Below are 22,978 nucleotides of genomic sequence, written 5' to 3' on the forward strand. Positions count from 1 at the left end.
TGCCGACGAGCGTCCCTCGCCGGGGCGCGCCCTTCCCCGCACACCGTCCTCTGAACGAGCGGAGGCGCGGCCGATGACCCGGACCGCACTGCCGCCCAGCGCGCCCCGTCCCGTGAGCGGCCGGAGGCGCAGCCGATGACCGCGACCGCCCTCCTTCTCTGCGCCGCGGCTCTACTCATCTGGCCGAGCGAAGCCGCAGCTCGCAGATTCACCTGGCTGTCCGGCACCCCGGCCCCCGAGCCCCGCAAGTGGCCCCGAACGATCCCCCACCTCGCGACCACCCTCGGCGGCATCTCGACAGCGGTCCTGATCGGCGGCCTCCCCGGCGCAGTCATCGGAGCCGTGGTGACCGCCGCCGGCTGGTGGGCCGTCCGCCGGACCCGGCGGCCGCGAGCACCCATCCTCGACCCAACCGCCAAGCTCCACCTCGCCCGGACACTCGACCTCCTGGCGGCCTGCCTCCGCGCAGGTCTACCGGTGCCGTCAGCACTCGACGCCGTAGCCGACACCGCGCCGGCCGAAGCGGGCGCGGCACTGCGCTCGACCGCCGGCCTGCTGGCCCTCGGTTCCCCGGCGGAGGAGGCCTGGGCACCGGTGCAGGCCCTCGCGGGCGAACTGGCGGCCGCGGCGATCCGGACATCCCGGTCCGGCGCGGCGTTCGCCACGGCGGCCGCCGACCTCGCCGGGCGGTTCCGCGAGGAGCTCGCCACCGAAGCGGAGGAGCGCGCCGAACGGGCCGGCGTGGCGCTGGCCCTGCCCGTCGGCCTGTGTTTCCTGCCGGCCTTCTTCTGCCTGGGCGTGCTGCCGGTCGTGCTCGGCCTGGCCGGACGTCTCGGCCCGCTCTTCTGACCACCGACAAAGCAGTGAAGGGAATCCCATGCGCGCGCCCCGCTCCGACGACGGTTCCACGACGGTCGAGTACGCGATCGTCACGGTCGCCGTCGCGGCTTTCGCGGCCGTCCTCTACACCCTCCTCACCGGCGACTCGGTCGTCTCGTGGCTGACGAACCTGGTCATGAAGGCCTTGACGGTGCCGTCGTGAGCCGAAGAGACGAAGGAGCGGTGACGGTCGAAGCAGCGCTCGGTCTGGCCGGCCTGACCGTGGTGACGGTCCTGCTGGTCGCGGGCCTGACGGTCCTGGCGAGCCAGCTCCGCTGCACGGACGCGGCCCGCGAAGCCGCCCGGCTCCTGGCCAGAGGCCAACCCCACGAGGCCGCATCGGCGGTCCACCAGATCGCCCCACCGGGCGCGAACCTCGCCATCCACCAGGAAGGCGACGCAATAACGGTCGAGGTCACTGCCCACTCGGTGGCCGGCCTGCTGCCCTCGGTCGACTTGCAAGCGACGGCTTACGCGGTCGCCGAACCAGGAACGGAGGTCGCCGATGCGCCCGGCTGACCCACACCCGGACAGCGGCGTGGCCACCATCTGGACGGCGATGGCGGTGGCCGCGTTGACGGGAGTCGCGCTCCTCGGCTGCTGGCTCGCGACCGCGGTGCTCGCCCGTCACCGGGCAGAGACAGCAGCCGACCTGGGCGCGCTCGCGGCGGCCTCGCATGCAGTGGAAGGCCCAGCCCGGGCCTGCGAGCGCGCCAGGTGGATCGCGGATCGGATGGCGGTCACGCTCCTGACGTGCAGATGGCAGCGGCTGGACGCCTTCGTCGAGGTGCAGGCACCGGGCCTGCCCTTCGGCGGGCTGCCCGGTCCATCAGCCAGGGCCCGAGCCGGACCCACGAGCCAGCCACCGTGACCGGCCCACCGACCATGGCACGCGCCGGACCCCGCCGGCTGGCCAAGGTGCCCGGTTCGCCAGCCATGGCGCGCGCCGGACCCATCGTCCGACCGCCGCGACCCATCTATAGGAGGGAGCCCACGCCAGCGACCGCTGGCCCGGCGACCGAGCCAGCCGATGCAACCCACCTCCGTCGACCCAGCCGCGGCCGGTGACCGCTCACCGGGACCCCCGGCGGGCCGCCCGCCCGCCGGACGCCGACCGGTCGGTATGCCACGGTGACCGGCTGATCCGCCGGGGCGGACGATAAGTGGCGAATTGTCACGGGCAGCGGTCGATAGTGCACGGCGAGCGGTCGGCCACCCCGCTCACCTGCGCCGATACCGCTCGCGAAAGCCGCCGCTCGGCCGGTGCGAGTACCCCGGAGCCCGGGAGCCAGCGCGACGAACGGTCCGTGGGCGGCTGCCGTTCACCGTCGATCCGCGCCGCCGGGTTCGGTCGGGCGGTAGGGACTACCGGGCGTTCATCGCCGCGTAACCACCGGTTGTCGCGCGGGGGTTCCGGGCAATGTGCAACTTGCCGTTAAGTGAGATGTGCGACACCACGGCAAGGTTTAGCGGGTCGCGGAGAACCGGAACCTAAGGCAGGAAAGACAATGTTGGACGCGAATTGGCCGGACAGCTGGCGCGGCGCCTTCCGCATCGAACTGCGGGCGGAGGCGATCGGTCTCGCCTGGCGCGGCTGGCCGGTGCTCCCGGGCGTCAACCCCGCGCTCACCGAAGGCGACGACCTGACCTGGCGCCGTCCGGTGCCGGCCAGTGACACCTGGCGCGAGCAGATCGGCACCCACGCCCACGAGGTCGCCACCTGGTTCTCCGACCGCACCCACAGCCTCCTCGTCGCGACCGGCACCGTGCTCGACGCCATCGAGGTCGACGACGAACTCGGCAAGCGCGCCTGCCGCCTGCTGCGCGCCCTCGGTCACCCGGCGCCGATCATCGCGCTGCCGAACGGCCGCTGGCTCTTCCTCACCACCGTCGCCGACCGCGTGCCGGCCGAGCTGGCGTCGCGCGCCGACATCCAGTGGCACGGCAAGGACAGCTACATCCCGCTGCCGCCGTCGCCGTTCCAGCACGGTGTCGTGCACTGGCGCGTCAAGCCCGAGGTCTGCGGCTGGCAGCTGCCGGACGCCGCCGAGGTGCACGACGTGCTCGTCCGCGCGCTCGCCGGTGCCGAAACCCCGCAGCTGGTCCAGTCCACCGCGGCCTGAACCACCCGAACCACCGCCGCCGGCCGGTCCCAGCCCGGTCGAGGCGGAGCACGACACAACTCCATGAACCACCAAGTGGCCGTCTAGGCACCGTGTTGACGCAACGCCCCGAGCACGGTTCCCAAGACAGCCACTGCCCCCGCCTTGTCCAGCGGATCGTTGCCGTTCCCGCACTTCGGCGACTGGACGCAGGACGGGCAGCCCGTCGGGCACTCGCAGGAGACGATCGCCTCCCGCGTAGCGGCCAGCCACGGGACAATCGCGGCATAACCGCGTTCGGCGAATCCCGCACCCCCGGGATGGCCGTCATGCACGAACACCGTCGCCTCCCCGGTGTCTTCGTGCCACGCGGTACTCACCCCGCCGATGTCCCATCGGTCGCACGTAGCGAACAGCGGTAGCAGGCCGATCGCCGCGTGCTCGGCGGCATGCAGGGCACCGGGGACTCGTGCCGGAATCAGTCCGGCACTCCCCGGTGCCCTGCCACCACCCTCGTGAACGGGCCCCCGACCGTTCGCCAGGGGTTCCTCCCCGGTCCCCACCGGCCCCGCAGATTCGGTCCCCACCCGATGGCCCCCGGTCCCCACCTCGCCATCAGCCGAAGCCGAAGCCGATGTAGAAGCCGATGCCGAAACCCGCGGACGTCCCCCGACCGCCGGCCCCAGCAGCGGCGACGAGATCGTGTACCAGACCGCCCGCGTGTGCAGGCTCTGCTCCGGCAGGTCCAACGGCGTGCTGTCCAGCACCTCGCCCGAGGGCCGTCGTCGCAGGTAGCCGACCACCTGCGACGTCACCGCCACCTCGCCGAGGCACACGCTCACCCCGCCGAACTCCTGCTTCTCCTGCGTGCTCAGCACCGCGATGTCCACGATCTCGCGCGGTGTCGTCGTCCAGTCCGGGTTCTCCGCGTGGACCATCGCCAGCCCCTGGTCCAGGTCCAGCTCGTCGACGACGTACGACGACCCCTGGTGCAGGTACACCGCGCCGGGGTGGACCGCGAAGCACGCCGATCCCGGGTCGACCGTCCCGAGCATCCGCCCGGAGTCCGACTCGACCACCGCGATCTGCTCGCCGCCCGTGCCGCGGATCCCGACCTCGGCGTGCGGCCGGTCGCGGGACGTCCAGTACCAGCCGCTCGACCGGCGGCGCAGCAGCTTCTGCTCCGTCAGCTCCGCCAGAACCTCCTGAGCCGCCGCGCCGCCGAACATCTCCAGCTCGGGGACCGTCAGCGGCAGCTCCGCCACCGCGCACGCGAGCTGCGGCGCCAGCACGTACGGGTTCGCCGGGTCGAGCACCGCCGTCTCGACCGGCCGCGAAAGCAACGCTGCCGGGTGGTGCACCAAGTACGTGTCCAGCGGATCGTCCCGGGCGACGAACACCACCAGCGCCGAGTCACCCGAACGGCCCGCCCGCCCAGCCTGCTGCCAGAACGACGCGAGCGTGCCCGGGTAGCCGGCCAGCACCACCGCGTCCAGCCCCGCGATGTCGACGCCCAGCTCGAGAGCGTTGGTCGTCGCGACGCCGAGCAATCGTCCCGACAGCAACGCCGCCTCCAGTGCGCGACGCTCTTCCGGAAGGTATCCAGACCTATACGCCGCAACGGTTTCCGTCAACGCCGGGTCCACTTCGGACAGTATGCGACGCGTACCCAGCGCGGCCAGCTCAGCGCCCCGCCGGGACCGGATGAAGGCCAGCGACCGCGCACCCTCGACGACCAGGTCGGCCAGGATTCGCGACGTCTCCGCGCCCGCCGAACGCCGGACCGGCGCGCCGTTCTCCCCGGTCAGCTCCTCCAGCAACGGCGGCTCCCACAACACCACCGTCCGGGCGCCGCGGGGCGAGGCATCCTCCGTCACCGCCTCACAAGGAACCCCGGTAAGCCGTGAAGCGAACGAAGCGGGCGAAGCCGTCGTCGCCGAGGCGAGCACGAACACCGGCGAAGCACCGTAGTGCTCGGCCACGCGCCGAAGCCGGCGAAGCAGCAAAGCGACGTGCGAGCCGAAGACACCGCGGTAGCTGTGGCACTCGTCGACGACCACGCAGCCGAGCCGCCGGAAGAACGCCGCCCACCGCCCGTGCTGCGAAAGGATCCCGCGGTGCAGCATGTCCGGGTTGGTGAACACCCAGTTGGCGTGCGCGCGCACCCAGTCGCGCTCCACCATCGGCGTGTCCCCGTCGAACGACGCCGCCCGGACGCCCGGCACGTCCAAAGAGGACACCGAGCGCAGCTGGTCCGCCCCCAGCGCCTTGGTCGGCGACAGGTAGAGCGCGTTCGTCTTCTCGCCCGCGGCCAGCCGGGACAGCACCGGCAGCTGGTAGGCGAGCGACTTGCCCGACGCCGTGCCGGTCGAAACCACGACGTGCCGGCCCTCGTACGCGTGCGAAGCCGCCTCCGCCTGGTGCGCCCACGGCAGCGCCACCCCGCAGTCACCGAACGCGCGGACCACCGCCGGATCGGCCCACGACGGCCACGGCACGCACGTCGCGGACCGGCCCGGCAGGTCCGCGACGTGCGTGACCGGGTCTTCGCGCGCGGGGATGCCGGCGGTCACCCGCCCCAGCAGCCGCCGGCCCCGTGATTCGTCCACCCGCCGAGCTTGGCACAGGGGTACGACAGTTCCGCCAGATCGCCGGAGCCCCAACGGAATCCGGCCAGAGGGATCGATCAAGTGAGGAGGCTCACAAGGTAACGGAATGTACTGTCCCGGGGACGCCTTAAAGGCGCTGGTTGCGATACCAATACACTCCCGCAATCCACACCCTCTGTGGTGAGCGTCATGCGAGACGTGCATCGCCGCACGGCTAGCGTGTCGCTCGGTACAGGGTCCATGCCAGCGTCGGCCGTGTCGAACCCTCGGCTTGCCGTCGACGCTGGCGATCGGCGACGTCTCCTGGAGGACGAATGTCACGGCAGTTCCTCACGGAGGGCGCAGGCAACATTGCGCTCACCGGAGGTGGCTACACGATTGTCGGTGTAGTCGCCGTGGTCGCGCTTGCCGCACTCGTCATCGGCTACGTCCTGCTCAAGGAGGTGCTGGCCGCAGGCCAGGGCACCGCCAAGATGCAGGACATCGCCAAGGCGGTGCAGGAAGGCGCGGCCGCTTACCTCAAGCGGCAGCGGAACACCCTCGCCATTTTCGGCGTGATCGTGTTCCTCCTGCTCTTCGCACTTCCCGCCGACGACTGGAACGAGAAGATCGGCCGTTCGATCTTCTTCCTGGTCGGTGCGGCTTTCTCGTTCGCGATCGGCTACCTCGGCATGTGGCTGGCCACGCAGGCGAACCTGCGCGTGGCCGCCGCGTCGCGCGAGGAAGGCGGCCGTGAGGTCGCCATGCGCGTGGCGTTCCGCACCGGTGGTGTCGTCGGCATGATCACCGTCGGCCTCGGCCTGTTCGGTGCCGCGGTCGTCGTGCTGGTCTACACCGGCCAGGCGCCCAAGGTGCTCGAGGGCTTCGGCTTCGGCGCCGCCCTGATCGCGATGTTCATGCGTGTCGGCGGCGGTATCTTCACCAAGGCCGCCGACGTCGGCGCGGACCTGGTCGGCAAGGTCGAGCAGGGCATCCCGGAGGACGACCCGCGCAACGCCGCGACCATCGCGGACAACGTGGGCGACAACGTCGGCGACTGCGCCGGCATGGCCGCGGACCTCTTCGAGTCCTACGCCGTCATGCTGGTCGCCGCGCTGATCCTGGGCAGCACCGCCTTCGGCGTGCACGGCCTGATCTTCCCGCTGATCGTCCCCGCCATCGGTGTCATCACCGCCGTCATCGGTGTCTACATCACCAAGGCGCGCGCGGGTGAAGGCGGTCTGGTCACGATCAACCGCTCCTTCTACATCTCCGCGGTCATTTCCGCGGTCCTGTCGGCGATCGCGGCGTTCGTCTACCTGCCGAGCAGCTTCTCCGACTTCGGCGCGGGCTTCGAGAACTCGGGCAACCCGGCGGTCATCGCGACCATCGCGGTGATCATCGGCATCGTGCTCGCCGCGGTCATCCTGAAGCTGACCGGTTACTACACCGGCACCGAGTACAAGCCGGTCAAGGACGTCGCGCAGACGTCGGAGACCGGTGGCGCGACCGTCATCCTCTCGGGCATCTCGGTCGGTTTCGAGTCCGCCGTCTACACCGCGCTGGTGATCGGCGCGGCCGTGTTCGGCGCGTACCTGCTGGGCGGCGGCGTCGCGCTGTTCGCCGTGGCGCTGGCCGGTACCGGCCTGCTGACCACCGTCGGCGTCATCGTCGCGATGGACACCTTCGGCCCGGTTTCGGACAACGCGCAGGGCATCGCCGAGATGTCGGGCGACGTCGACGAGAAGGCCGCGCAGATCCTCACCGAGCTGGACGCGGTCGGCAACACCACCAAAGCCATCACCAAGGGCATCGCGATCGCGACGGCCGTCCTCGCGGCGACCGCGCTCTTCGGCTCCTACTCGGACGCGATCACGAAGACGCTGGCCGGCATGGGCAACGGCGTCGTCACCGGCATGGACGCGGCCAAGTCGTTCGTCAACGCGATCGTCAGCCCGAACACGCTGGTCGGCGTCATCATCGGCGCGGCCGTGGTGTTCATGTTCTCGGGTCTCGCCGTCAACGCGGTCTCCCGCGCGGCCGGCGCCGTCGTCTACGAAGTCCGTCGCCAGTTCCGCGACATCCCGGGCATCATGGAGGGCACCACCCGCCCCGAGTACGGCAAGGTCGTCGACATCGTCACGCGCGACTCGCTGCGTGAACTGACGACGCCGGGCCTGCTCGCGGTCTTCGCCCCGATCGCGGTCGGCTTCGGCCTGGGCACCGGCGCGCTCGCCGGCTACCTGGCCGGCGCGATCGCCTGCGGCACCCTGATGGCGATCTTCCTCGCCAACTCGGGTGGCGCGTGGGACAACGCGAAGAAGCTGGTCGAGGACGGCAACCACGGTGGCAAGGGCTCGTCCGCGCACGAGGCCACCATCATCGGTGACACCGTGGGTGACCCGTTCAAGGACACCGCCGGCCCGGCGATCAACCCGCTGATCAAGGTCATGAACCTGGTCTCGGTCCTGATCGCGCCCGCCGTCGTCCAGTTCTCGATCGGTCCGGACGAGAACGCCGCCGTGCGCATCATCATCTCGCTGGTCGCGGTCGCCATCATCGTGGCGGCGATCGTGGTCTCGAAGCGCCGGGGCACGGTCCTCTCCGACACCCCGACGGAGATCAAGGCCTGACGCACCACCGTTCCCGGGCCCGGCACGCAGCGTCGCGTGCCGGGCCCGGGGCGTGTCAGGCCATCCCACACAGGCCCGGCGACTTGCGAAGCGGCACCGAGTCGGTACCGTCGGGCCGTCCGGGACGTCGTCGAGCAGGAGGTGTTCAGGTGCGGCCGCGGTCAACCGTCTTCGCCGCCCTAACCACGACGATCACGATCGGCCTCGCCGGCTGCGGGCAGCAAGCCCCCGCGCAGTCGCCGGCGCGGGACCAGGGTCTGTCGGTGACGACCGTGGTGCCGCAGGCCGATCCCGCGGCGAGATGGGCGGACGCCTACTGCGGCGCGGTGACGCACCTGGTCCGCACCCTGGCGGACCTGCCGTCCGTCGACCCCAGCACGCCGCAGCAGGCGTCGAGGACGTCCAGTGACCTGCTTTCCTCCGTGGTCGGCGGCCTCGACCAGAGCCTGGCCGGTTTGAACGCGCTCGGCGCGCCCCCGGTGCCATCGGCGGACGGTGGCCGCGAGCACGTCATCGGCCAGTTCTCCGAGATCCGCACGCAGGCCGAGAACGCCCGTCAGCGCATCGAGGCCGTCCGCGGCGACGCGGCGGCCACCAAGGAGGCGCTCGGCGAGGCCAAGGCCACGCTCGATCGCATCGACGCCCTCGACTACCTCAAGGGCCTCGAGGGCGTGCCCGCGCTGGCCGCGGCGGAGCAACGGGCTCCGGCATGCCGCCAGCTCGATCAATCTCCCAGGTGAAGATCTCGCGCTGAATCGAACTTGTGTTCTAGTATAGCGCGGTGGATCGGACGATCTCGCTCTTTTCCGCCGAGGCCAGCGGGCCGGGTCTGGGTGACCTGGCCGGCCTGTTGTGCTGCCACGGCCAGATCACCGGCTTCGGGCGCACGGCCGCCCGGCTGTCGGTGGTCGTCGAGGAGCCGTGGCGGGCGCACGTCCTGGCGCGCGAGTTCCGCTGCCGAGGTGCCGACGTGCAGGTCTCGAAGGCCGAGTGCGGCAACCCGCAGGTGCGCACGTCCTTCCGCGTCGACCTGTTCCCGCTGGCGCTGAGGTGGCTGCGGGAGGGCTGCGCGGGCCCGGCGGAGGACGACTCGGGCAAAGCCGTCCCGGACGACTTCCGGCTGAGCGGGGCGATGCTGCGGATGTGGGTGCTGGCCGGCGGCCGGCCCGGCACGCAGGGTTACCTGCTGGGCGTCGACCCGCTGGCGCCGGACATGCACGAGCGGCTGGTCGAGGCGCTGACGCCGCTGGGTGTCGCGGCGAAGCTGACCGGCCCGAAGGCCGAGGTCCCGGCCGTCAAAATCACTGGGAAACGCCGCTTGGAGGCGCTGCTGGAACTGATCGGGCAACCGCCACCGGGCGCTGAAGCGGCGTGGCCCGGCGCGGCACCGCAGCCGGTCCCGCACCCGGAGGCCGTGACGAGCACGGCCTGACCGGGCGCGGGCGGCGCGTCACGGCCGGGGCAGGGTGCAGCCGGCCTGCGTGAGGGCGATTTCGTTGGCCGCGGTGAGGCACGCGGGAATGCCGTACGTCTCCTGGCCGTAGTTCGTCTTGTAGTGCACGGTGACGTTCCCGGCCTGGTCGACCTCGCACGGGTTGTTGTCCGTGCAGCGGGCGCCGTCCTCGTTGCCGGTGTTGTTCACGCCGACGACCTTGCCGCCGGAGACGATCGGCGAGCCCGACGTGCCGCCGATGGTCTGGCAGGCGGACGTGTAGCGGATCGAGTCCTTCCAGGTCCAGCTGCCCTCCTTCAGGCGGTAGACGAAACCGTCGATGTTGCAGGAGTAGATCCGCTTCCAGTAGCCCGAGACGACGTCGATCGCGGCGCCGGCCGTGGGGTGCGCGTTGGACAGCTCCAGCGGCGAAATCCCGTAGCTCGACTTGATCTGCGCGTAGGTGGTGGTGAGCTGGTAGAGCGACACGTCGGTGTCGGTCATCGTCCCGTAGACGATCTTCTTCGCGCGCAGCGTGCCGGCGTTGCCGCCGCCGGAGTTGAGCAGCGTGAACGTGCGGCTCGACGAGCGGTTGGTGATGACCTGCCCAGGAGCCGGGAAGCCGGCCTCGAGGCAGTGCCCGTTGGACATGACGAGCGCGGGGGCGGAGTCGGGCGTCGCCGCCGGCTTCACGACCGAGCCCGAGCAGTTGGAGAGGGCTACCGTGCCGGCGAAGTTCGCCGCGGCCGCGCTCGCCGGGGTTGTCCCCAGTAATACTGTGGCGGTCGCGGCGGTGAGCAGGGCGCCGAGGAGGCGTCGGGTCATGGCGGATCCTTTCGGCTGGGCGGGGAAACCAGTGAAGCGGTGACGTCCCCGCGCCCACCACCGTCGAACGGAGGGTATCCGGATGGTCACGCGCTAGGCTGCGCGGGACGTGGCCGAAATCACGTGGCGGGTACGTTGGGGAAACATCGTCGAGGTCAGCGGCGATGCGCTGGACACAGGAACGGCGGCGTGTTGGGCCACCTCCACGCCGTCCGGGCCGCGACAGCGTGCACACTGGCAGGTCGAGACGCGGGCCCTGGGCAGGGACGTGGTGCAGTTCCGCCTGGCGGGACGAGATGAGCGGAGAGCAGGACAGCGTGGCAGGAGCACGGACCAAGAAGAACGGAGCCTCGGCGGACAACGGCGCCGGGCACCGGCGGCTGGTGATCGTCGAGTCCCCGACGAAGGCCCGCAAGATCGCCCCCTACCTGGGCGGCGGGTACGTCGTCGAGTCCTCCGTCGGGCACATCCGCGACCTGCCGCGTGGCGCTGCCGACGTGCCCGCCCAGTACAAGGGCGAGTCCTGGGCGCGCCTCGGCGTCGACGTCGACAACGACTTCAAGGCCCTCTACGTGGTGACCCCGGACAAGAAGTCCAAGGTCACCGAGCTGAAGGGGCTGCTCAAGGACGTCGACGAGCTCTACCTCGCCACGGACCCCGACCGCGAGGGCGAGGCCATCGCGTGGCACCTGCTCGAGACGCTGAAGCCGAAGGTCCCGGTCCGCCGGATGGTCTTCCACGAGGTCACCGAGCAGGCCATCCGCGCGGCCGCCGACTCGACCCGTGAGCTGGACGCCGACCTCGTCGACGCCCAGGAGACCCGCCGCATCCTCGACCGCCTCTACGGCTACGAGGTCTCGCCGGTGCTCTGGAAGAAGGTCATGCCGAAGCTCTCGGCGGGCCGCGTCCAGTCGGTGGCGACCCGGATCGTGGTGGAGCGCGAACGCGAGCGGATGCGCTTCACCTCGGCGTCGTACTGGGACATCTCGGCGACGATGGACGCGGGTGAAGAGGCCTCGCCGCGGAACTTCCCGGCGCGCCTGGTCGCCGTCGACGGCGCGCGCCTGGCCACCGGTCGCGACTTCGGCTCGGACGGGCAGCTCAAGTCCTCGAACACCGAGGTCCGCGTGCTCGCGGAGGCCGACGCGCGGCGCCTGGCCGACGCGCTGAAGCAGCGTGACTTCAAGGTTTCGAGCGTCGAAGAGAAGCCGTACACGCGCAAGCCGTACGCGCCCTTCATGACCTCGACGCTGCAGCAGGAGGCCGGCCGCAAGATGCGGTTCACCTCCGAGCGCACGATGCGGATCGCGCAGAAGCTGTACGAGAACGGTTACATCACCTATATGCGTACCGACTCGACGACGCTGTCGGAGTCGGCGATCTCGGCGGCGCGCAGCCAGGCCACGCAGCTGTACGGCAAGGAGTACGTCTCGCCGTCGCCGCGCCAGTACACGCGCAAGGTCAAGAACGCGCAGGAGGCCCACGAGGCGATCCGGCCGTCGGGCGAGGTCTTCCGCACGCCGGGCCAGGTCGCGAGCGAGCTGGACACCGACGAGTACCGCCTCTACGAGATGATCTGGCAGCGCACGATCGCGTCGCAGATGGCGGACGCCAAGGGCACCACGATGTCCGTGCGCATCGTCGGCAACGCGACTTCGGGCGAGGAGTGCACCTTCGCCGCTTCGGGCCGCACGATCACCTTCGCGGGCTTCCTCAAGGCGTACGTCGAGGCCGTCGACACCGAGACCGGTGGCGAAGCCGATGACAAGCAGAGCCGCCTGCCGGTGCTCGAGAAGGACCAGGACCTCACCGCGTCGGACCTGAACCCGGACGGCCACACGACCTCGCCGCCGGCGCGGTACTCGGAGCCGAGCCTGGTCAGCAAGCTGGAAGAGCTGGGCATCGGCCGGCCGTCGACGTACGCGTCGATCATCAAGACGATCCAGGACCGCGGGTACGTCTGGAAGAAGGGCTCCGCGCTCGTCCCGTCGTGGGTCGCGTTCGCCGTGATCGGCCTGATGGAACGGCACTTCGAGCGGCTCGTCGACTACGACTTCACCGCCGGCATGGAGGACGAGCTCGACCGCATCGCGGCGGGCAACGAGCAGCGCGCGCAGTGGCTGTCGAAGTTCTACTTCGGCGGCGACATGGGCGTCGACGGCTCGATCGGCCGCCTGGGCGGGCTGAAGAAGCTGGTCGAGGGCAGCGTCGAGGACATCGACGCTCGCGAGATCAACTCGATCCCGCTGTTCAGCGACGCCGACGGGCACACGGTCGTCGTCCGCGTCGGACGCTACGGGCCGTACCTCGAGCGCGAGGTCAACGGCGAGTCGCAGCGCGCGAACCTGCCCGAGGACCTGCCGCCGGACGAGCTTTCGCAGGAGATCGCGGAGAAGCTGTTCGCGACCCCGCAGGAGGGCCGCACGCTGGGCACCGACCCGGTGAGCGGGCACGACATCGTCGCGAAGGAAGGCCGCTTCGGGCCGTACGTCACCGAAGTGCTGCCGGAGATCGAGATCCCCGAAGACGCGACGGCCGCGCAGAAGAAGGCGGCCAAGGCGAAGGCGCCGAAGCCGCGTACGGGCTCGCTGTTCAAGTCGATGGACATCGAGACCATCACGCTGGACGATGCGCTGAAGCTGCTCTCGCTGCCCCGCGTGGTCGGCAAGGACCCGGAGTCCGGTGACGAGATCACCGCGCAGAACGGGCGCTACGGGCCGTACCTGAAGAAGGGCACGGACTCGCGGTCGCTCTCGACCGAGGACCAGCTCTTCTCGATCACGGTCGAAGAGGCGCTGAAGATCTACTCGGAGCCGAAGCAGCGTGGGCGCTCCGCGACGGCGAAGCCGCCGCTCAAGGAGCTCGGCGAGGACCCGGTCTCGAAGAAGCCGATGGTCGTCAAGGACGGCCGCTTCGGCCCGTACGTGACCGACGGCGAGTACAACGCGACCCTGCGCAAGGGCGACGAGATCGAGTCGCTGACCGCGGAACGGGCGTCCGAGCTGCTGGCCGAGAAGCGGGCGAAGGGCCCGGCGCCGAAGCGGAAGGCACCGGCGCGCAAGCCGGCGTCGACGACGGCGAAGACGGTCAAGGCGGGCACGAGCAAGACCGCCAAGACCGCGGCCGCCAAGTCCACCACGACGAAGCGCAGCTCCACCGCGACGAAGGCCAAGTAAGACCGCTCGCTCGTGAAGGCCCCTGGTCCGCCGGGGGCCTTCACGGCGCCCGGCCACACTTTCGGGTGACCTCTCGAACGGATGTTCGGGAAATTGTCGGTGGTCTCGGGTTTCATGGACGCGTGACCAAGACACCACGCACCGTGCACTCGGTGACCACCAAGATCCTCAAGCCGGTCCGCGCGGCGGCCGCCGGCAGCGCCACCGCCATGGACATGATGGAGTCACTCACCGGCTTCATCGGCACCCGCGGCGTCTGCGGCGTCGCCGTCGCGATGTCCGACGAGCCGTGGACTTCGGCGTTCTTCGACGATCGGGTCAAGTTCGGGATCCGCGGGGACGGCCTGCGCCTGTCCGGGCCTTCGCCGGGCGGCGTCGCGGAGCTGCTTCGCCTGGCGTTGACGCGCCTGCCTCCGCTGCCGCCGGCACCTGGCGGCGGGTTGTACCTCGACGCCGACGAGCGGGGTGTGCTCGAGCCCGAGCAGGAGTGCCTCGTCCTCGATCTGATGGACGACCTGCGGCGGCCCCGGCGCGGCACCGTCCAGCTCGACATCGCCCGCGATGGCACGCCGTCGCGGTGGGAAGTGCTCGCGTTCGTCGACGACGACCGCGGCCGGCACCTGGCGGCGCTGAGCAGACCGCGGGGCGGCCACCGTCGGCTCTGGTGGGTGCCCGGCAGTGTCGACCGGCTCGCGGAGTTCGTCGAAGGGCGGGTGCCGGAGCATGCGTGAACCGCTCGCCGACCGTTCACCGAACGACGTCACCCTCTCGAACATATGTGCGAGAAATTGTCGGTGCCAGGGTGTTCAATCTAGGGGTGAACACTTCAGTCGCCGTCTTCGACGTCATCGACGAGGTCATCGCTCCGCTCTCGGCCGAGGTGCCGGAGCGGCCCTCGGTGATGGAGTTCTACGACCCCGAGTTCGAGATCCCGCCGGTGCTGGCGGACACCGAACCGCTGCCGGGGCGTCGCTCCTCGCCCGCGTCGAGCCTCGCCGACGAGGTGGAGCAGTACACCCGGTTCGTCGCCGGGATGGCCGCGATCGGCCTCGCCCCGGGCGGCGAGGTCACGGCGGAAGCGGTCGGGCTGTACCGGGCGCTGCGCGGCGGGTTCATCCGCGGCGTGGTCACCGGCGTCTTCCCGGCCCGGCGGGAGCCGTGGGAGGTGCGGTTCTTCGGCGACGAGGACTACACCACGGTGCTGCACAAGCTGGGCAACCGCGCGCGGCTGCGGTCCGGCTTCCTGAGCGAGCTGCCGGGCTGGGTGTTCGACGGCCTGCCCGACCGGCCGCCGGGGCCCGGGCCGCACCTGCGCATCGAAACCGACGAGGGCGGCCTGATCCCGCGCCGGTGCGAGCGGGCGATCGAGCAGATCCGGGAGTGCGCGGCCCGGCCGCGGCTGGGCACGGTGCTGGTCGACCTCGCGGTGCGCGACGCGATCCTGGCCGAGTACCCGCACGGCGCGTTCGGGCTGGTGGACAACGACCTGGGCCGCTACCAGTTCAGCGCGGCGGTCGGCCGGACCGGCCGCTGGACGGTGACGTGGGGTCCGGCCTCGCGGAGCACGGCCGAGCAGTGGATCGTCGAGGCGGTGCAGAGCCATGCCTGAGCACGAGCCGGTGCGGACGACGGACGGGGAGGGAGTGGACAGGGTGGTCGCGGCGGCTCCTCGGGACCTGACGGTGCGCGACGCGATCCTCGAGGCGGCCGAGCTGAACAGCGGCGTTCCGGAGCCGCGCGCGGACGACGAGCCCGGTCCGAGCGAGAGGCGGCGGAATGGCTGACCGCACGGCGGCCCGCGAGCTGCTCGAGCTGGCGGCCGGTCCGGTGCTGGCGGCGATGCCGGACCGGGACCCGGTCGACCGGCTCTACAACCCGGACGTCAGCGACCACGACATCCTGGTCCACGGCCCGGTCTCGGACGACCCGGCGGACCTGGTCGCCGAGGTCGAGCGCCACACGGCGTGGGCGGCCTGGATCGACGGGACACCGTTCGGCGAGGAGGGTGAGCTGAACGAGCTGGGCTTCGAGGTGGTGTCGCTGATGCTGCGCGGCTCGGTCCGGGCGGCGCTGTGCGGCGTGTTCGACGGCGAGCCGGAGACGGCGGACATCCGCTGCTACGCGGACGGCGAGCGGGCGTTCATGATGGGCTCGCTGCCGGGCCGCACGGCGATTCACCTGGCGGATTTCGAGGAGCTGCCGGAGATGCTGGTGGCGGAGCTGCCGGAGGTCCCGTTCGGCGCGTCCCCACGCGCGATCTGGCTGGCGGTGGACGACGACGGCCTGGTCCACGACGGCCAGGACGACGACGTCTGGGCAATGCGCGAGCTGCTGGCAAGGCCCCGCTCGGGCACGGCGGTCCTGGACATGCTCGCCTTCGGCGGCTTGTGCGCGGAGTTCCCCGACCACGGGTTCGTCTTGGTGGACACGGACCTCGGCAGATTCGCATTGGCAGCGCTGGACCGCGGCGACGGCTTCCGCCAGCTGGTGTTGAGCCCGTTCAGCCGCGGAATGCTCCGAGACTGGTGCCGAAAGATGATCGACCTGGGACAGGAGGAGGTGCCCTGAGCAAAGGGGCGCGGTGACCCCGCCGACGGGTTGGTTTGAGCCGACCCGACTCAAACCAACCCGCTCCAACCTGCACCGCTCCAACCCGCACCGCTCCAACCCGCATCGTGCCGACCGGCCGACCCGAGCCGAGTGCCCAGGCCGACTCAAGCTGCCCCGGCCCGAACCGCCCAACCCGACCGGACTCGAGCCGGCCTGTGCGGTGCCGGGCCGGGCCAGCCCGACTGGACTCGAGCCGGGCTGTGCGGTGCCGGGCCGGGCCAGCCCGACTGGACTCGAGCCGGGCTGTGCGGTGCCAGGCCGGGCCAGCCCGGCCCGAGCCGAGCTATGCGGTGCCAGGCCGGGCCAGCCCGGCCCGAGCCGAGCTATGCGGTGCCAGGCCGGCCCGACCCGCAGCGCCGACTCGGCCCCGGCTGCCTCGCCCAACCCCGGAGCCGGCCCGCCGGTGGGCGCGGCAACGCAAGCCCCGCTGCAGCGGCTGCTCGGCCCGCCGCGGGCCCGGCCGCGCCCAAGCGCAGCCCCAACCCGCGCCCGCGAACCCACGCCCCTCGCCATCGCACCGGACCGGCCGCCGCCCGCCCAAACCCGTCGCTGCTCCAACCGCCCAACCCGCACCCCCAACCGGCGTACCCCACCCACCTCCGCCTCGACGCCAACTCATGCCCAACCCGACCAGAACCCGGCAAACTGGTCACCAAAGGCCACCTGCCGGCCACCGCCCCGCCGCCAGTCCCTGTGACCGGACTCACTACAATCAGTCACCATTGGCGGTCGACCGGACCACCGGCGGACTGGACACTGCTGGGGGTTCGGGCACGGGCTTGCGCTGCGTGACCGACCCTCCAATGGAGACAGAGCCATTGGGCGGATGCGTTATCCGCCAGCGTCGCTACCCTGGAAAGGCGAGGACATTCAGTAGTGAGGTGGTCACCATGAGCGCGAACGGTGAGGCTCCCTTCTTCAATGCCCCCGAGCTCACTCAGCGCGACGGCACTCTGTCCGCAGTACCCGGCGAAGTGTTCGCCGACCCCGTCTCGGGGCTGGTCACGACCGACCCCGAGCCACGTACCGCGGTCGCGAATGGCCAAGAGCCCCCCGCCATCCCGGTGGCCGGGCCGGTGCCGCACGACGAAGAGGCCGTGCGCCGGATGGTCGAGGAAACCCTCCGGGAGGACGACACCAAGGCCCCGGAGGCGATCCCGCCCGCGGGCACCACGAGCACCGTCGGCGGAGGAGCCGCTCCGCCGATGGGGTTGCTCCCGCGGCAGCGGAACCGGCGGCGCACCTGGCCGAACCGGCCGCCGTTGCAGCGACCCCTGCGGCGGAAGCCGCCCGTGGACGCCGGCGACGACTTCGACGAAGACCTCGAGGTGGTGCCCGTCAAGCGGCGGCGGCTGCCGGCGATGTCGATGCCGGCGTTCAACCGGCCGTCGTCGAGTGCGGCGGGGGTGATGCTCGCCGTCGTGTTGCTGATCGTGTTCGGTTTCGTCGCCATCGAGCTGGTCTCCAGCCTGGTCAGCAGCGTGACCGGGCTGTTCGACTAGCGTCCGCTCGCTGGTCCCCGTCCCGCCGGGACCTCGGGGCCGTCCGCGCGGCAAGGGCCGATCGGGCTACCCTGACTTCACGGTCGGGCGACCTCACGAGGGCGTCCGGCACCGCCGTGACTAGTGGGGTGGGCGTATCAGCGAGGGCGTGCGATCGGTACCCGGGGCCGGCCCGGGTAGGTCGTCGGGCGCCGAGGCGTCCACGATCAACCGGGTCCGGCGGGTACTGGCGATCAAACCGTTCCGGCGCCTCTGGGGCGTCACGTACCTGTGCAGCGTGGCCGACTGGCTGAACATCCTCGCCCTGACCGGCCTGGCCACGAAGCTCACGGACAACTACTTCGCCCAGAACTTCGCGTTCGTCGGCGTGGTGCTCACCGGCCTGGCGCCGGGCCTGCTGTTCGCGCCCGTCGGCGGGCTGCTCGCCGACCGGTTCGACCGCCGCAAGGTGATGGTCGTCGCCGACCTGCTGCGGTGCGGGTTCCTCCTGTCCGTCGCGATCGTCAGCGCGCCGTGGTGGCTGCTCGTCGGCAACTTCCTCGTCGGCAGCGCCGCGAGCATGTGGATCCCCTCGAAAGAGGCCGCGGTCCCGAACCTGCTCCGCCGGCCCGACCAGGTCGAGACGGCCAACCAGCTCGGCATGGTGATGACCTACGGCCTTGCCGTCATCACCGCGGCCGGCGCGAACGCGATCATCACCGGCGTCAACACGACCTTCCACCTGTTCCCCGGGGACAGCGCGAGCCTGAGCATCGCGAAGCTGGTCGTCATCATCACCGGCCTGCTCTACCTGGCCAGCGCGATCATCATCGCCACCCGCATCCCCGAGCTGTCGCTGCGCAACGTCCACGCGCTGCCGGAGCAGAAGGTCAAGCAGGCCGACGAAGAGAAGCTCGGCGTCGGCACGATGATCGCCGACGGCTTCCGGTTCATCCGCAGCACGCCGCTCGTGCGTGGCCTGCTGGTCGGCGCGTTCGGCGCGTTCGCCGCCGGCGGTGCCGTGATCGGCTCGGCCAAGCCGTACTCCTCGAGCCTGCTGGCCGGTGACTCGGCGTTCAGCCTGCTCGTCCTCGCCGTCTTCCTCGGCCTCGCCACCGGCATGGTCTTCGCGCCGAAGCTCGCCCGCCGGCTCCCGCACGACCGCCTGTTCGGCCTCTCGATCATCGCGGCCGCGGTCTCGCTCTCGCTGGTGGCGCTGTCGCCGCACCTGACCATCTCGCTGATCGCCGTCGTGCTGGTCGGCGTCTGCGCCGGAACCGCGTTCCTCACCGGTGTGACGATCATCGGCTCCCGGGTCGAGGACGCCATCCGCGGCCGGATCAACGCGATCTACCAGCTGATGATGAAGCTGGTGCTGTTCGGCACCACGGTCACCGTGCCGCTGATCGTCGGCGCGGTGCAGCGACACACGATCAGCGTCTGGGGCAGTCCGCTCACCATCGACGGCACGCGCCCGGTGATGCTCGTCGGCGCGGTGATCGCCCTGGTCGCGGGCCTCTTCGCCTATCGGCAGATGGACGACAAGCGCACCGAGCCGATCCTCTCCGACCTGCGCAACGCGCTGCGCCGCACGCCGCGGCGCGTCAACGGCTTCCTGATCGCCGTCGAGGGCACCACCGCGATCAACACGGCGATCCAGGCCGTCAACCTCGCCGACTGGATGCGCGGCGGCACCCGGCCGGTCGTCGTCGCGGCCGATCCGGCCCTCGACGACAAGCGGCTCACCGCCCTCGTCTCCGGCGCTTCGCTGACCGGGGCGCGGGCCCAGGCGCTGGCCGCCGCCGCGGTGCGGGCCGACATCGTCGAGCGGCACGTCCAGCCGGCGCTCGACGCCGGTTCCGTCGTGGTCATGGAGCGGTTCGTCGACTCGCCGCTGGCGCACCTCTCGGCCGTCGCCGGCCTGGACAGCGACGAGCTCGAAGGCCTCGCCGACTGGGCGACCGGGCGGCTGCGCCCGGACCTGACCGTCCTGCTGGACTCCGCGCCGCACGGCGCGCCGCGCGACCGGTCGACCGCGATGAACGACCAGTGGCGCGTCCAGCACCTGCTCACCGAGATGGCCGCGGCCGACCCGGAACGGTACGTCGTGATCGACGCCGACGGCACCGACGCCGAGGTGGCCGAGCGCATCCGCACTGCGCTGCGCGCCGTGTTCGTCGGCCGCCTGTCCGCGCTCGCGCCGGCGACGGAAAAGCCGGTGACGCTGCCGCTGGACGTCGACGTCGACGTCACCCTGCCCGTCGAAACCCCGGAAGAGCCTCGCGTGGAGGCGAAGTGACGACGACCGAGCGCATCGGCGTCTGGAACCAGCTCGTCGGCCAGGATCCCGCGGTCGAAACGCTGAGCGCCGCCGCGTCCGCCGCCGCGAAGATCGTCGCCGGGGAGCCCGCCCCGCCCGGCGCGATGACGCACGCGTGGCTGCTCACCGGCCCGCCCGGGTCCGGCCGCTCGGTGGCCGCGCGGACGTTCGCCGCGGCTCTGCAGTGCAGCACCGGGACCGGCTGCGACGCCTGTCCCGGCTGTCACACGACGATGGCGGGCACCCACGCCGACGTCCGGCTCGTGGTGCCGGAGGGCCTGTCCATCTCGGTCGCCGAGATGCGGGCCCTGGTGCAGGCGGCCGCGCGCCGCCCGACCACCGGCCACTGGCAGGTCGTGATCATCGAGGACGCCGACCGGCTCACCGAAGGCGCGTCGAACGCGCTGCTGAAGGCCGTCGAGGAGCCGCCGGACCGCACGGTCTTCCTGCTCTGCGCGCCGTCGGACCACCCCGAGGACGTCTCGGTGACGATCCGCTCGCGCTGCCGCCTGGTGACGCTGCGGACGCCGCTGCCGGAAGCGATCGCGGACGTGCTGGTCCGCCGCGACCACGTCGACCCCGAGCGCGCGCAGTGGGCGGCTTCGGTGTGCGGCGGCCACGTCGGCCGCGCGCGCCGGCTCGCCACGGACGAGGCCGCGCGCCAGCGGCGGGCCACGGTGCTGCGGATCCCGCTGGGCCTGCGGCGGCCGAGCGACGTCTTCACGAGCGCGGACCAGCTGATCAGCGCGGCGGAGGCCGACGCGGGCGAGGCGAGCAAGGCCCGTGACGAAGACGAGCGCAACGAGCTGCGGACGGCGATGGGCGGCGACGGCGTCGGCAAGGGTGTCGCCGGCGCGAAGCGGGCGGCCGAAGCGGCGGTCAAGCAGCTGGAGAAGAAGCAGAAGTCCCGCGCGACGCGCACACAGCGCGACACGCTCGACCTCTCCCTGATCGACCTGGCCGGCTTCTACCGGGACGTCCTGGTGACGACGACGCGCTCCGGCGCGACGCTCAACCACCCCGACCACGCCGACCAGATCCGCGAAGCGGCGCAGGCGTGGACGCCGGAGTCGACGCTGCGCCGTCTCGAAGCGGTGCTGGAATGCCGAGAGGCGATCGACTTGAACGTGAAGCCGCGCATCGCCGTCGAAGCGATGGTCACGACTCTCCGCCAGGGCTGAGCACGAAGAAGCCCGCCAGTCGAACCTGGCGGGCTCCTTCACACCCCTCGGGTCAGTCGCGCGGACGCGGTGACGGCTTGAACGGCTTCTCTTCGACGGCGATCGCCAACGGACGCCGGCGCGTGCCCGGCATCGCGGCCACCATCACCACACCCAGCAGCAACATCGCCGTGCCCGACCAGAACAGTGGCACGGTGTCGTACGCGCCGCCCGTGTAGGCGAGGTTCTTCACCGGTCCCTTCGGCGCCTGACCGCCCGCGGGCGGCGTCGACGTCGACCCGCAGACGACGCCGCCGGTCGGCGCGTAGGCCCGCGCGACCTGCTCGCCGAGCGACAGCTGGGCCAGCGAGGACGGCAGGTTCTTCGCCTGGTCGTCCGGCAGCAGGCTCTTGAGCTTCGTCGTCGGCAGCAGCTGCAGGTCGAACAACCGCGCCGACGCGCCCAGCTGGAAGCCCTTGAACGGCGTGGTCATGTTCGCCGACTTCTGGTCCAGCCCGGCGATGCTCAGCCGCAGGACACCCAGGTCCAGCACCGTGCCGGCGGTGTCGCCGACCTGCTGGATGCCGTTGGTCAGCGTCGAGACGAGGCCGCCGACCACCGGGATGTCGTTGAGCTGCCCGAACTGGTCGCTCAGGCCCTTCAGCGGCAGCCCGATCGGGATGTCCTTGGTCGGGTGCGCCGCGTCCAGCGTGTACAGCGTCTTGCCGCCGGCCGCGATGGTCAGCACCGGCGCGGTGTACTCCACTTTGGACGTTTTCGCGTCACCGGTGGAGGTCACCTTCAGCGTCGGCTGGCTGGCCACCTTGAGGCTGAGCGCCAGCGGGGTGCCCTTGAGGATCTCGATGTCCGCGGCCTGCAGCGTCGACGTCGACTGCACGGCCTTGTTCTTCGAGCCGGGCACGTCGACGAGCTTCACCTGCGAGCGCGACGACAGCGTGTTCGGCAGGCTCAGCAGCGAGCCGGTGCCGTTCGCCGCTGTCTGCCCGCCGCCCTGCAGCAGGCCACCCAGGCTCTGCAGGCCCTTGGTCAGGTCGAACCCGCTGGCCAGCGAACTCGGGTCGAGCTTCGGCTTCAGCGCGTCGAGGCCGAGGTTCGGCATCGACGGGATGACGTTCAGCAGCGACAGGCTCGCCACGGACGTGCTCGCGTCCGCGATGGTGTCGACGCACGGGCCGAGCGTCGGGCTCCACCGCGCGTGCGCGCTCCCGTTCAGCAGCCCGACGTTCAGCAGCGGGTTCGACGGCGCGTTGAGGCCGCCGCTGATCGGCTGCGGGTTGTCCGGCAACGCGGTCTGCACGACGCTGCCGGGTGTCTGCGGCGCGTTCCCGCCGATCGACAACCCGAACGGCGACGCCTGCGCGATCGCCTTCTCGTAGCTGAGGTAGGCGTCGGAGTTCGCCGACGCGCTAGACAGGCCCATGCCCGCCTCGAGCGCCGACTGCTTCGGCAGGGTGTCCCCGAACCCGGGCAGGATGGTCTTCGTCGGCACGGCGTTGGGCAGCAGCCGGATGATCCCGAGCGCGGTCCCGGCATCCCCGACGGCCTGCCCCAGCGGCTGCGGCCCGATGGGCGCCGAGATCGGCGCCTGCCCGGGGTTCGCCGGCTGCGGGATCGGCGTCGTCGGATAGGTCGGATCGGCGTACGCCGGCACCGCGCTGAACAAGACCAACGCGGCAGCCGCCGGCAGGGCCACCGAACGGGGCAGTCTTCGCCGCATGTGCCAGAGCCTCCAGATAGGTCGACCGGGGAGT

At 71.3% G+C, this 22,978-nt stretch carries 19 protein-coding genes; 16 read left to right on the top strand and 3 right to left on the bottom strand.

Going from position 1 to position 22,978, the window contains the following annotated elements; translation table 11 throughout:
- Nucleotides 1–135: 135 nt before the first annotated feature.
- The 5 genes from BLV96_RS20370 to BLV96_RS20390 all read left to right on the top strand — a co-directional run bounded on the left by BLV96_RS20370 (nucleotide 136) and on the right by BLV96_RS20390 (nucleotide 3,002).
- Complete coding sequence (locus BLV96_RS20370) at nucleotides 136–849, top strand: type II secretion system F family protein (protein WP_091389385.1); 714 nt, start codon at nucleotides 136–138, stop codon at nucleotides 847–849.
- 28 nt (nucleotides 850–877) lie between these two features.
- Entirely contained in the window at nucleotides 878–1,042 is a 165-nt protein-coding gene (locus BLV96_RS20375; protein WP_091389387.1) for a DUF4244 domain-containing protein, read from the top strand.
- Between the two features lie 20 nt (nucleotides 1,043–1,062).
- Entirely contained in the window at nucleotides 1,063–1,398 is a 336-nt protein-coding gene (locus BLV96_RS20380; RefSeq protein ID WP_091389390.1) for a TadE family type IV pilus minor pilin, read from the top strand.
- Nucleotides 1,385–1,750, top strand: coding sequence for an Rv3654c family TadE-like protein (locus tag BLV96_RS20385; RefSeq protein ID WP_086685326.1), 366 nt, complete (start codon nucleotides 1,385–1,387; stop codon nucleotides 1,748–1,750). The genes BLV96_RS20380 and BLV96_RS20385 overlap by 14 nt, the downstream gene beginning before the upstream one ends.
- 637 nt (nucleotides 1,751–2,387) lie before the next feature.
- Nucleotides 2,388–3,002 carry a bifunctional DNA primase/polymerase gene (locus BLV96_RS20390; protein ID WP_086685184.1) on the top strand — a complete coding sequence of 205 codons (615 nt, stop codon included), beginning with the start codon at nucleotides 2,388–2,390 and terminating at the stop codon, nucleotides 3,000–3,002.
- Between the two features lie 83 nt (nucleotides 3,003–3,085).
- On the opposite strand, the gene BLV96_RS20395 is transcribed toward BLV96_RS20390, so the two are convergent.
- Complete coding sequence (locus tag BLV96_RS20395) at nucleotides 3,086–5,554, bottom strand: DEAD/DEAH box helicase (protein ID WP_091389433.1); 2,469 nt, start codon at nucleotides 5,552–5,554, stop codon at nucleotides 3,086–3,088.
- 350 nt (nucleotides 5,555–5,904) lie between these two features.
- Between BLV96_RS20395 and BLV96_RS20400 the strand changes: the two genes are divergently transcribed.
- From BLV96_RS20400 to BLV96_RS20410, 3 genes are all read left to right on the top strand, one after another.
- Nucleotides 5,905–8,202: a sodium-translocating pyrophosphatase gene (locus tag BLV96_RS20400; protein ID WP_086684261.1), complete on the top strand. Its 2,298-nt coding sequence runs from the start codon at nucleotides 5,905–5,907 to the stop codon at nucleotides 8,200–8,202.
- A gap of 149 nt (nucleotides 8,203–8,351) precedes the next feature.
- Nucleotides 8,352–8,942, top strand: a complete 591-nt coding sequence (locus BLV96_RS20405; RefSeq protein WP_086684258.1) for a hypothetical protein — start codon at nucleotides 8,352–8,354, stop codon at nucleotides 8,940–8,942.
- Between the two features lie 41 nt (nucleotides 8,943–8,983).
- Nucleotides 8,984–9,634, top strand: coding sequence for a hypothetical protein (locus BLV96_RS20410; protein WP_086684255.1), 651 nt, complete (start codon nucleotides 8,984–8,986; stop codon nucleotides 9,632–9,634).
- An 18-nt stretch (nucleotides 9,635–9,652) separates the two neighbouring features.
- Here the strand turns inward: BLV96_RS20410 and BLV96_RS20415 are convergent, their stop codons facing one another.
- Entirely contained in the window at nucleotides 9,653–10,459 is an 807-nt protein-coding gene (locus tag BLV96_RS20415; RefSeq protein WP_086684252.1) for a S1 family peptidase, read from the bottom strand.
- Nucleotides 10,460–10,755: 296 nt separating this feature from the next.
- Between BLV96_RS20415 and topA the strand changes: the two genes are divergently transcribed.
- The 8 genes from topA (at nucleotide 10,756) to BLV96_RS20455 (ending at nucleotide 21,227) form a co-directional block, all read left to right on the top strand.
- Nucleotides 10,756–13,635 (top strand): type I DNA topoisomerase, encoded by a 2,880-nt coding sequence (topA, locus tag BLV96_RS20420; protein WP_208608281.1) that lies wholly within the window; start codon nucleotides 10,756–10,758, stop codon nucleotides 13,633–13,635.
- Between the two features lie 122 nt (nucleotides 13,636–13,757).
- Entirely contained in the window at nucleotides 13,758–14,366 is a 609-nt protein-coding gene (locus BLV96_RS20425; protein WP_244180348.1) for a hypothetical protein, read from the top strand.
- Nucleotides 14,367–14,452: 86 nt separating this feature from the next.
- Nucleotides 14,453–15,244, top strand: a complete 792-nt coding sequence (locus BLV96_RS20430) for an ESX secretion-associated protein EspG (RefSeq protein ID WP_086684250.1) — start codon at nucleotides 14,453–14,455, stop codon at nucleotides 15,242–15,244.
- On the top strand, nucleotides 15,237–15,419 hold the full coding sequence (locus BLV96_RS20435) for a hypothetical protein (protein WP_086684247.1): 183 nt from the start codon (nucleotides 15,237–15,239) through the stop codon (nucleotides 15,417–15,419). Before BLV96_RS20430 ends, BLV96_RS20435 begins: the two co-directional genes overlap by 8 nt.
- Complete coding sequence (locus BLV96_RS20440) at nucleotides 15,412–16,203, top strand: hypothetical protein (protein WP_086684244.1); 792 nt, start codon at nucleotides 15,412–15,414, stop codon at nucleotides 16,201–16,203. The genes BLV96_RS20435 and BLV96_RS20440 overlap by 8 nt, the downstream gene beginning before the upstream one ends.
- A 923-nt stretch (nucleotides 16,204–17,126) precedes the next feature.
- On the top strand, nucleotides 17,127–17,747 hold the full coding sequence (locus BLV96_RS20445) for a hypothetical protein (protein ID WP_086680952.1): 621 nt from the start codon (nucleotides 17,127–17,129) through the stop codon (nucleotides 17,745–17,747).
- Between the two features lie 148 nt (nucleotides 17,748–17,895).
- Nucleotides 17,896–20,025, top strand: a complete 2,130-nt coding sequence (locus tag BLV96_RS20450) for a bifunctional MFS transporter/dTMP kinase (RefSeq protein ID WP_086680950.1) — start codon at nucleotides 17,896–17,898, stop codon at nucleotides 20,023–20,025.
- On the top strand, nucleotides 20,022–21,227 hold the full coding sequence (locus BLV96_RS20455) for a DNA polymerase III subunit delta' (protein WP_086680946.1): 1,206 nt from the start codon (nucleotides 20,022–20,024) through the stop codon (nucleotides 21,225–21,227). The genes BLV96_RS20450 and BLV96_RS20455 overlap by 4 nt, the downstream gene beginning before the upstream one ends.
- 52 nt (nucleotides 21,228–21,279) lie before the next feature.
- On the opposite strand, the gene BLV96_RS20460 is transcribed toward BLV96_RS20455, so the two are convergent.
- Nucleotides 21,280–22,944, bottom strand: coding sequence for a hypothetical protein (locus tag BLV96_RS20460; RefSeq protein ID WP_208608282.1), 1,665 nt, complete (start codon nucleotides 22,942–22,944; stop codon nucleotides 21,280–21,282).
- Nucleotides 22,945–22,978 lie beyond the last annotated feature (34 nt).

This window comes from Amycolatopsis pretoriensis (assembly GCF_900107925.1).
In the GTDB taxonomy this organism is placed as follows: Bacteria; Actinomycetota; Actinomycetes; order Mycobacteriales; family Pseudonocardiaceae; genus Amycolatopsis; species Amycolatopsis pretoriensis.

Bases quoted from the DNA above. Each gene is read 5' to 3' on its own strand.
- BLV96_RS20440 (WP_086684244.1), top strand. From the start codon at position 15,412: ATGGCTGACCGCACGGCGGCCCGCGAGCTGCTCGAGCTGGCGGCCGGT.
- BLV96_RS20400 (WP_086684261.1), top strand. From the start codon at position 5,905: ATGTCACGGCAGTTCCTCACGGAGGGCGCAGGCAACATTGCGCTCACC.
- BLV96_RS20370 (WP_091389385.1), top strand. From the start codon at position 136: ATGACCGCGACCGCCCTCCTTCTCTGCGCCGCGGCTCTACTCATCTGG.
- BLV96_RS20390 (WP_086685184.1), top strand. From the start codon at position 2,388: ATGTTGGACGCGAATTGGCCGGACAGCTGGCGCGGCGCCTTCCGCATC.
- topA (WP_208608281.1), top strand. From the start codon at position 10,756: ATGAGCGGAGAGCAGGACAGCGTGGCAGGAGCACGGACCAAGAAGAAC.
- BLV96_RS20460 (WP_208608282.1), bottom strand. From the start codon at position 22,944: ATGCGGCGAAGACTGCCCCGTTCGGTGGCCCTGCCGGCGGCTGCCGCG.
- BLV96_RS20435 (WP_086684247.1), top strand. From the start codon at position 15,237: ATGCCTGAGCACGAGCCGGTGCGGACGACGGACGGGGAGGGAGTGGAC.
- BLV96_RS20385 (WP_086685326.1), top strand. From the start codon at position 1,385: ATGCGCCCGGCTGACCCACACCCGGACAGCGGCGTGGCCACCATCTGG.
- BLV96_RS20415 (WP_086684252.1), bottom strand. From the start codon at position 10,459: ATGACCCGACGCCTCCTCGGCGCCCTGCTCACCGCCGCGACCGCCACA.
- BLV96_RS20375 (WP_091389387.1), top strand. From the start codon at position 878: ATGCGCGCGCCCCGCTCCGACGACGGTTCCACGACGGTCGAGTACGCG.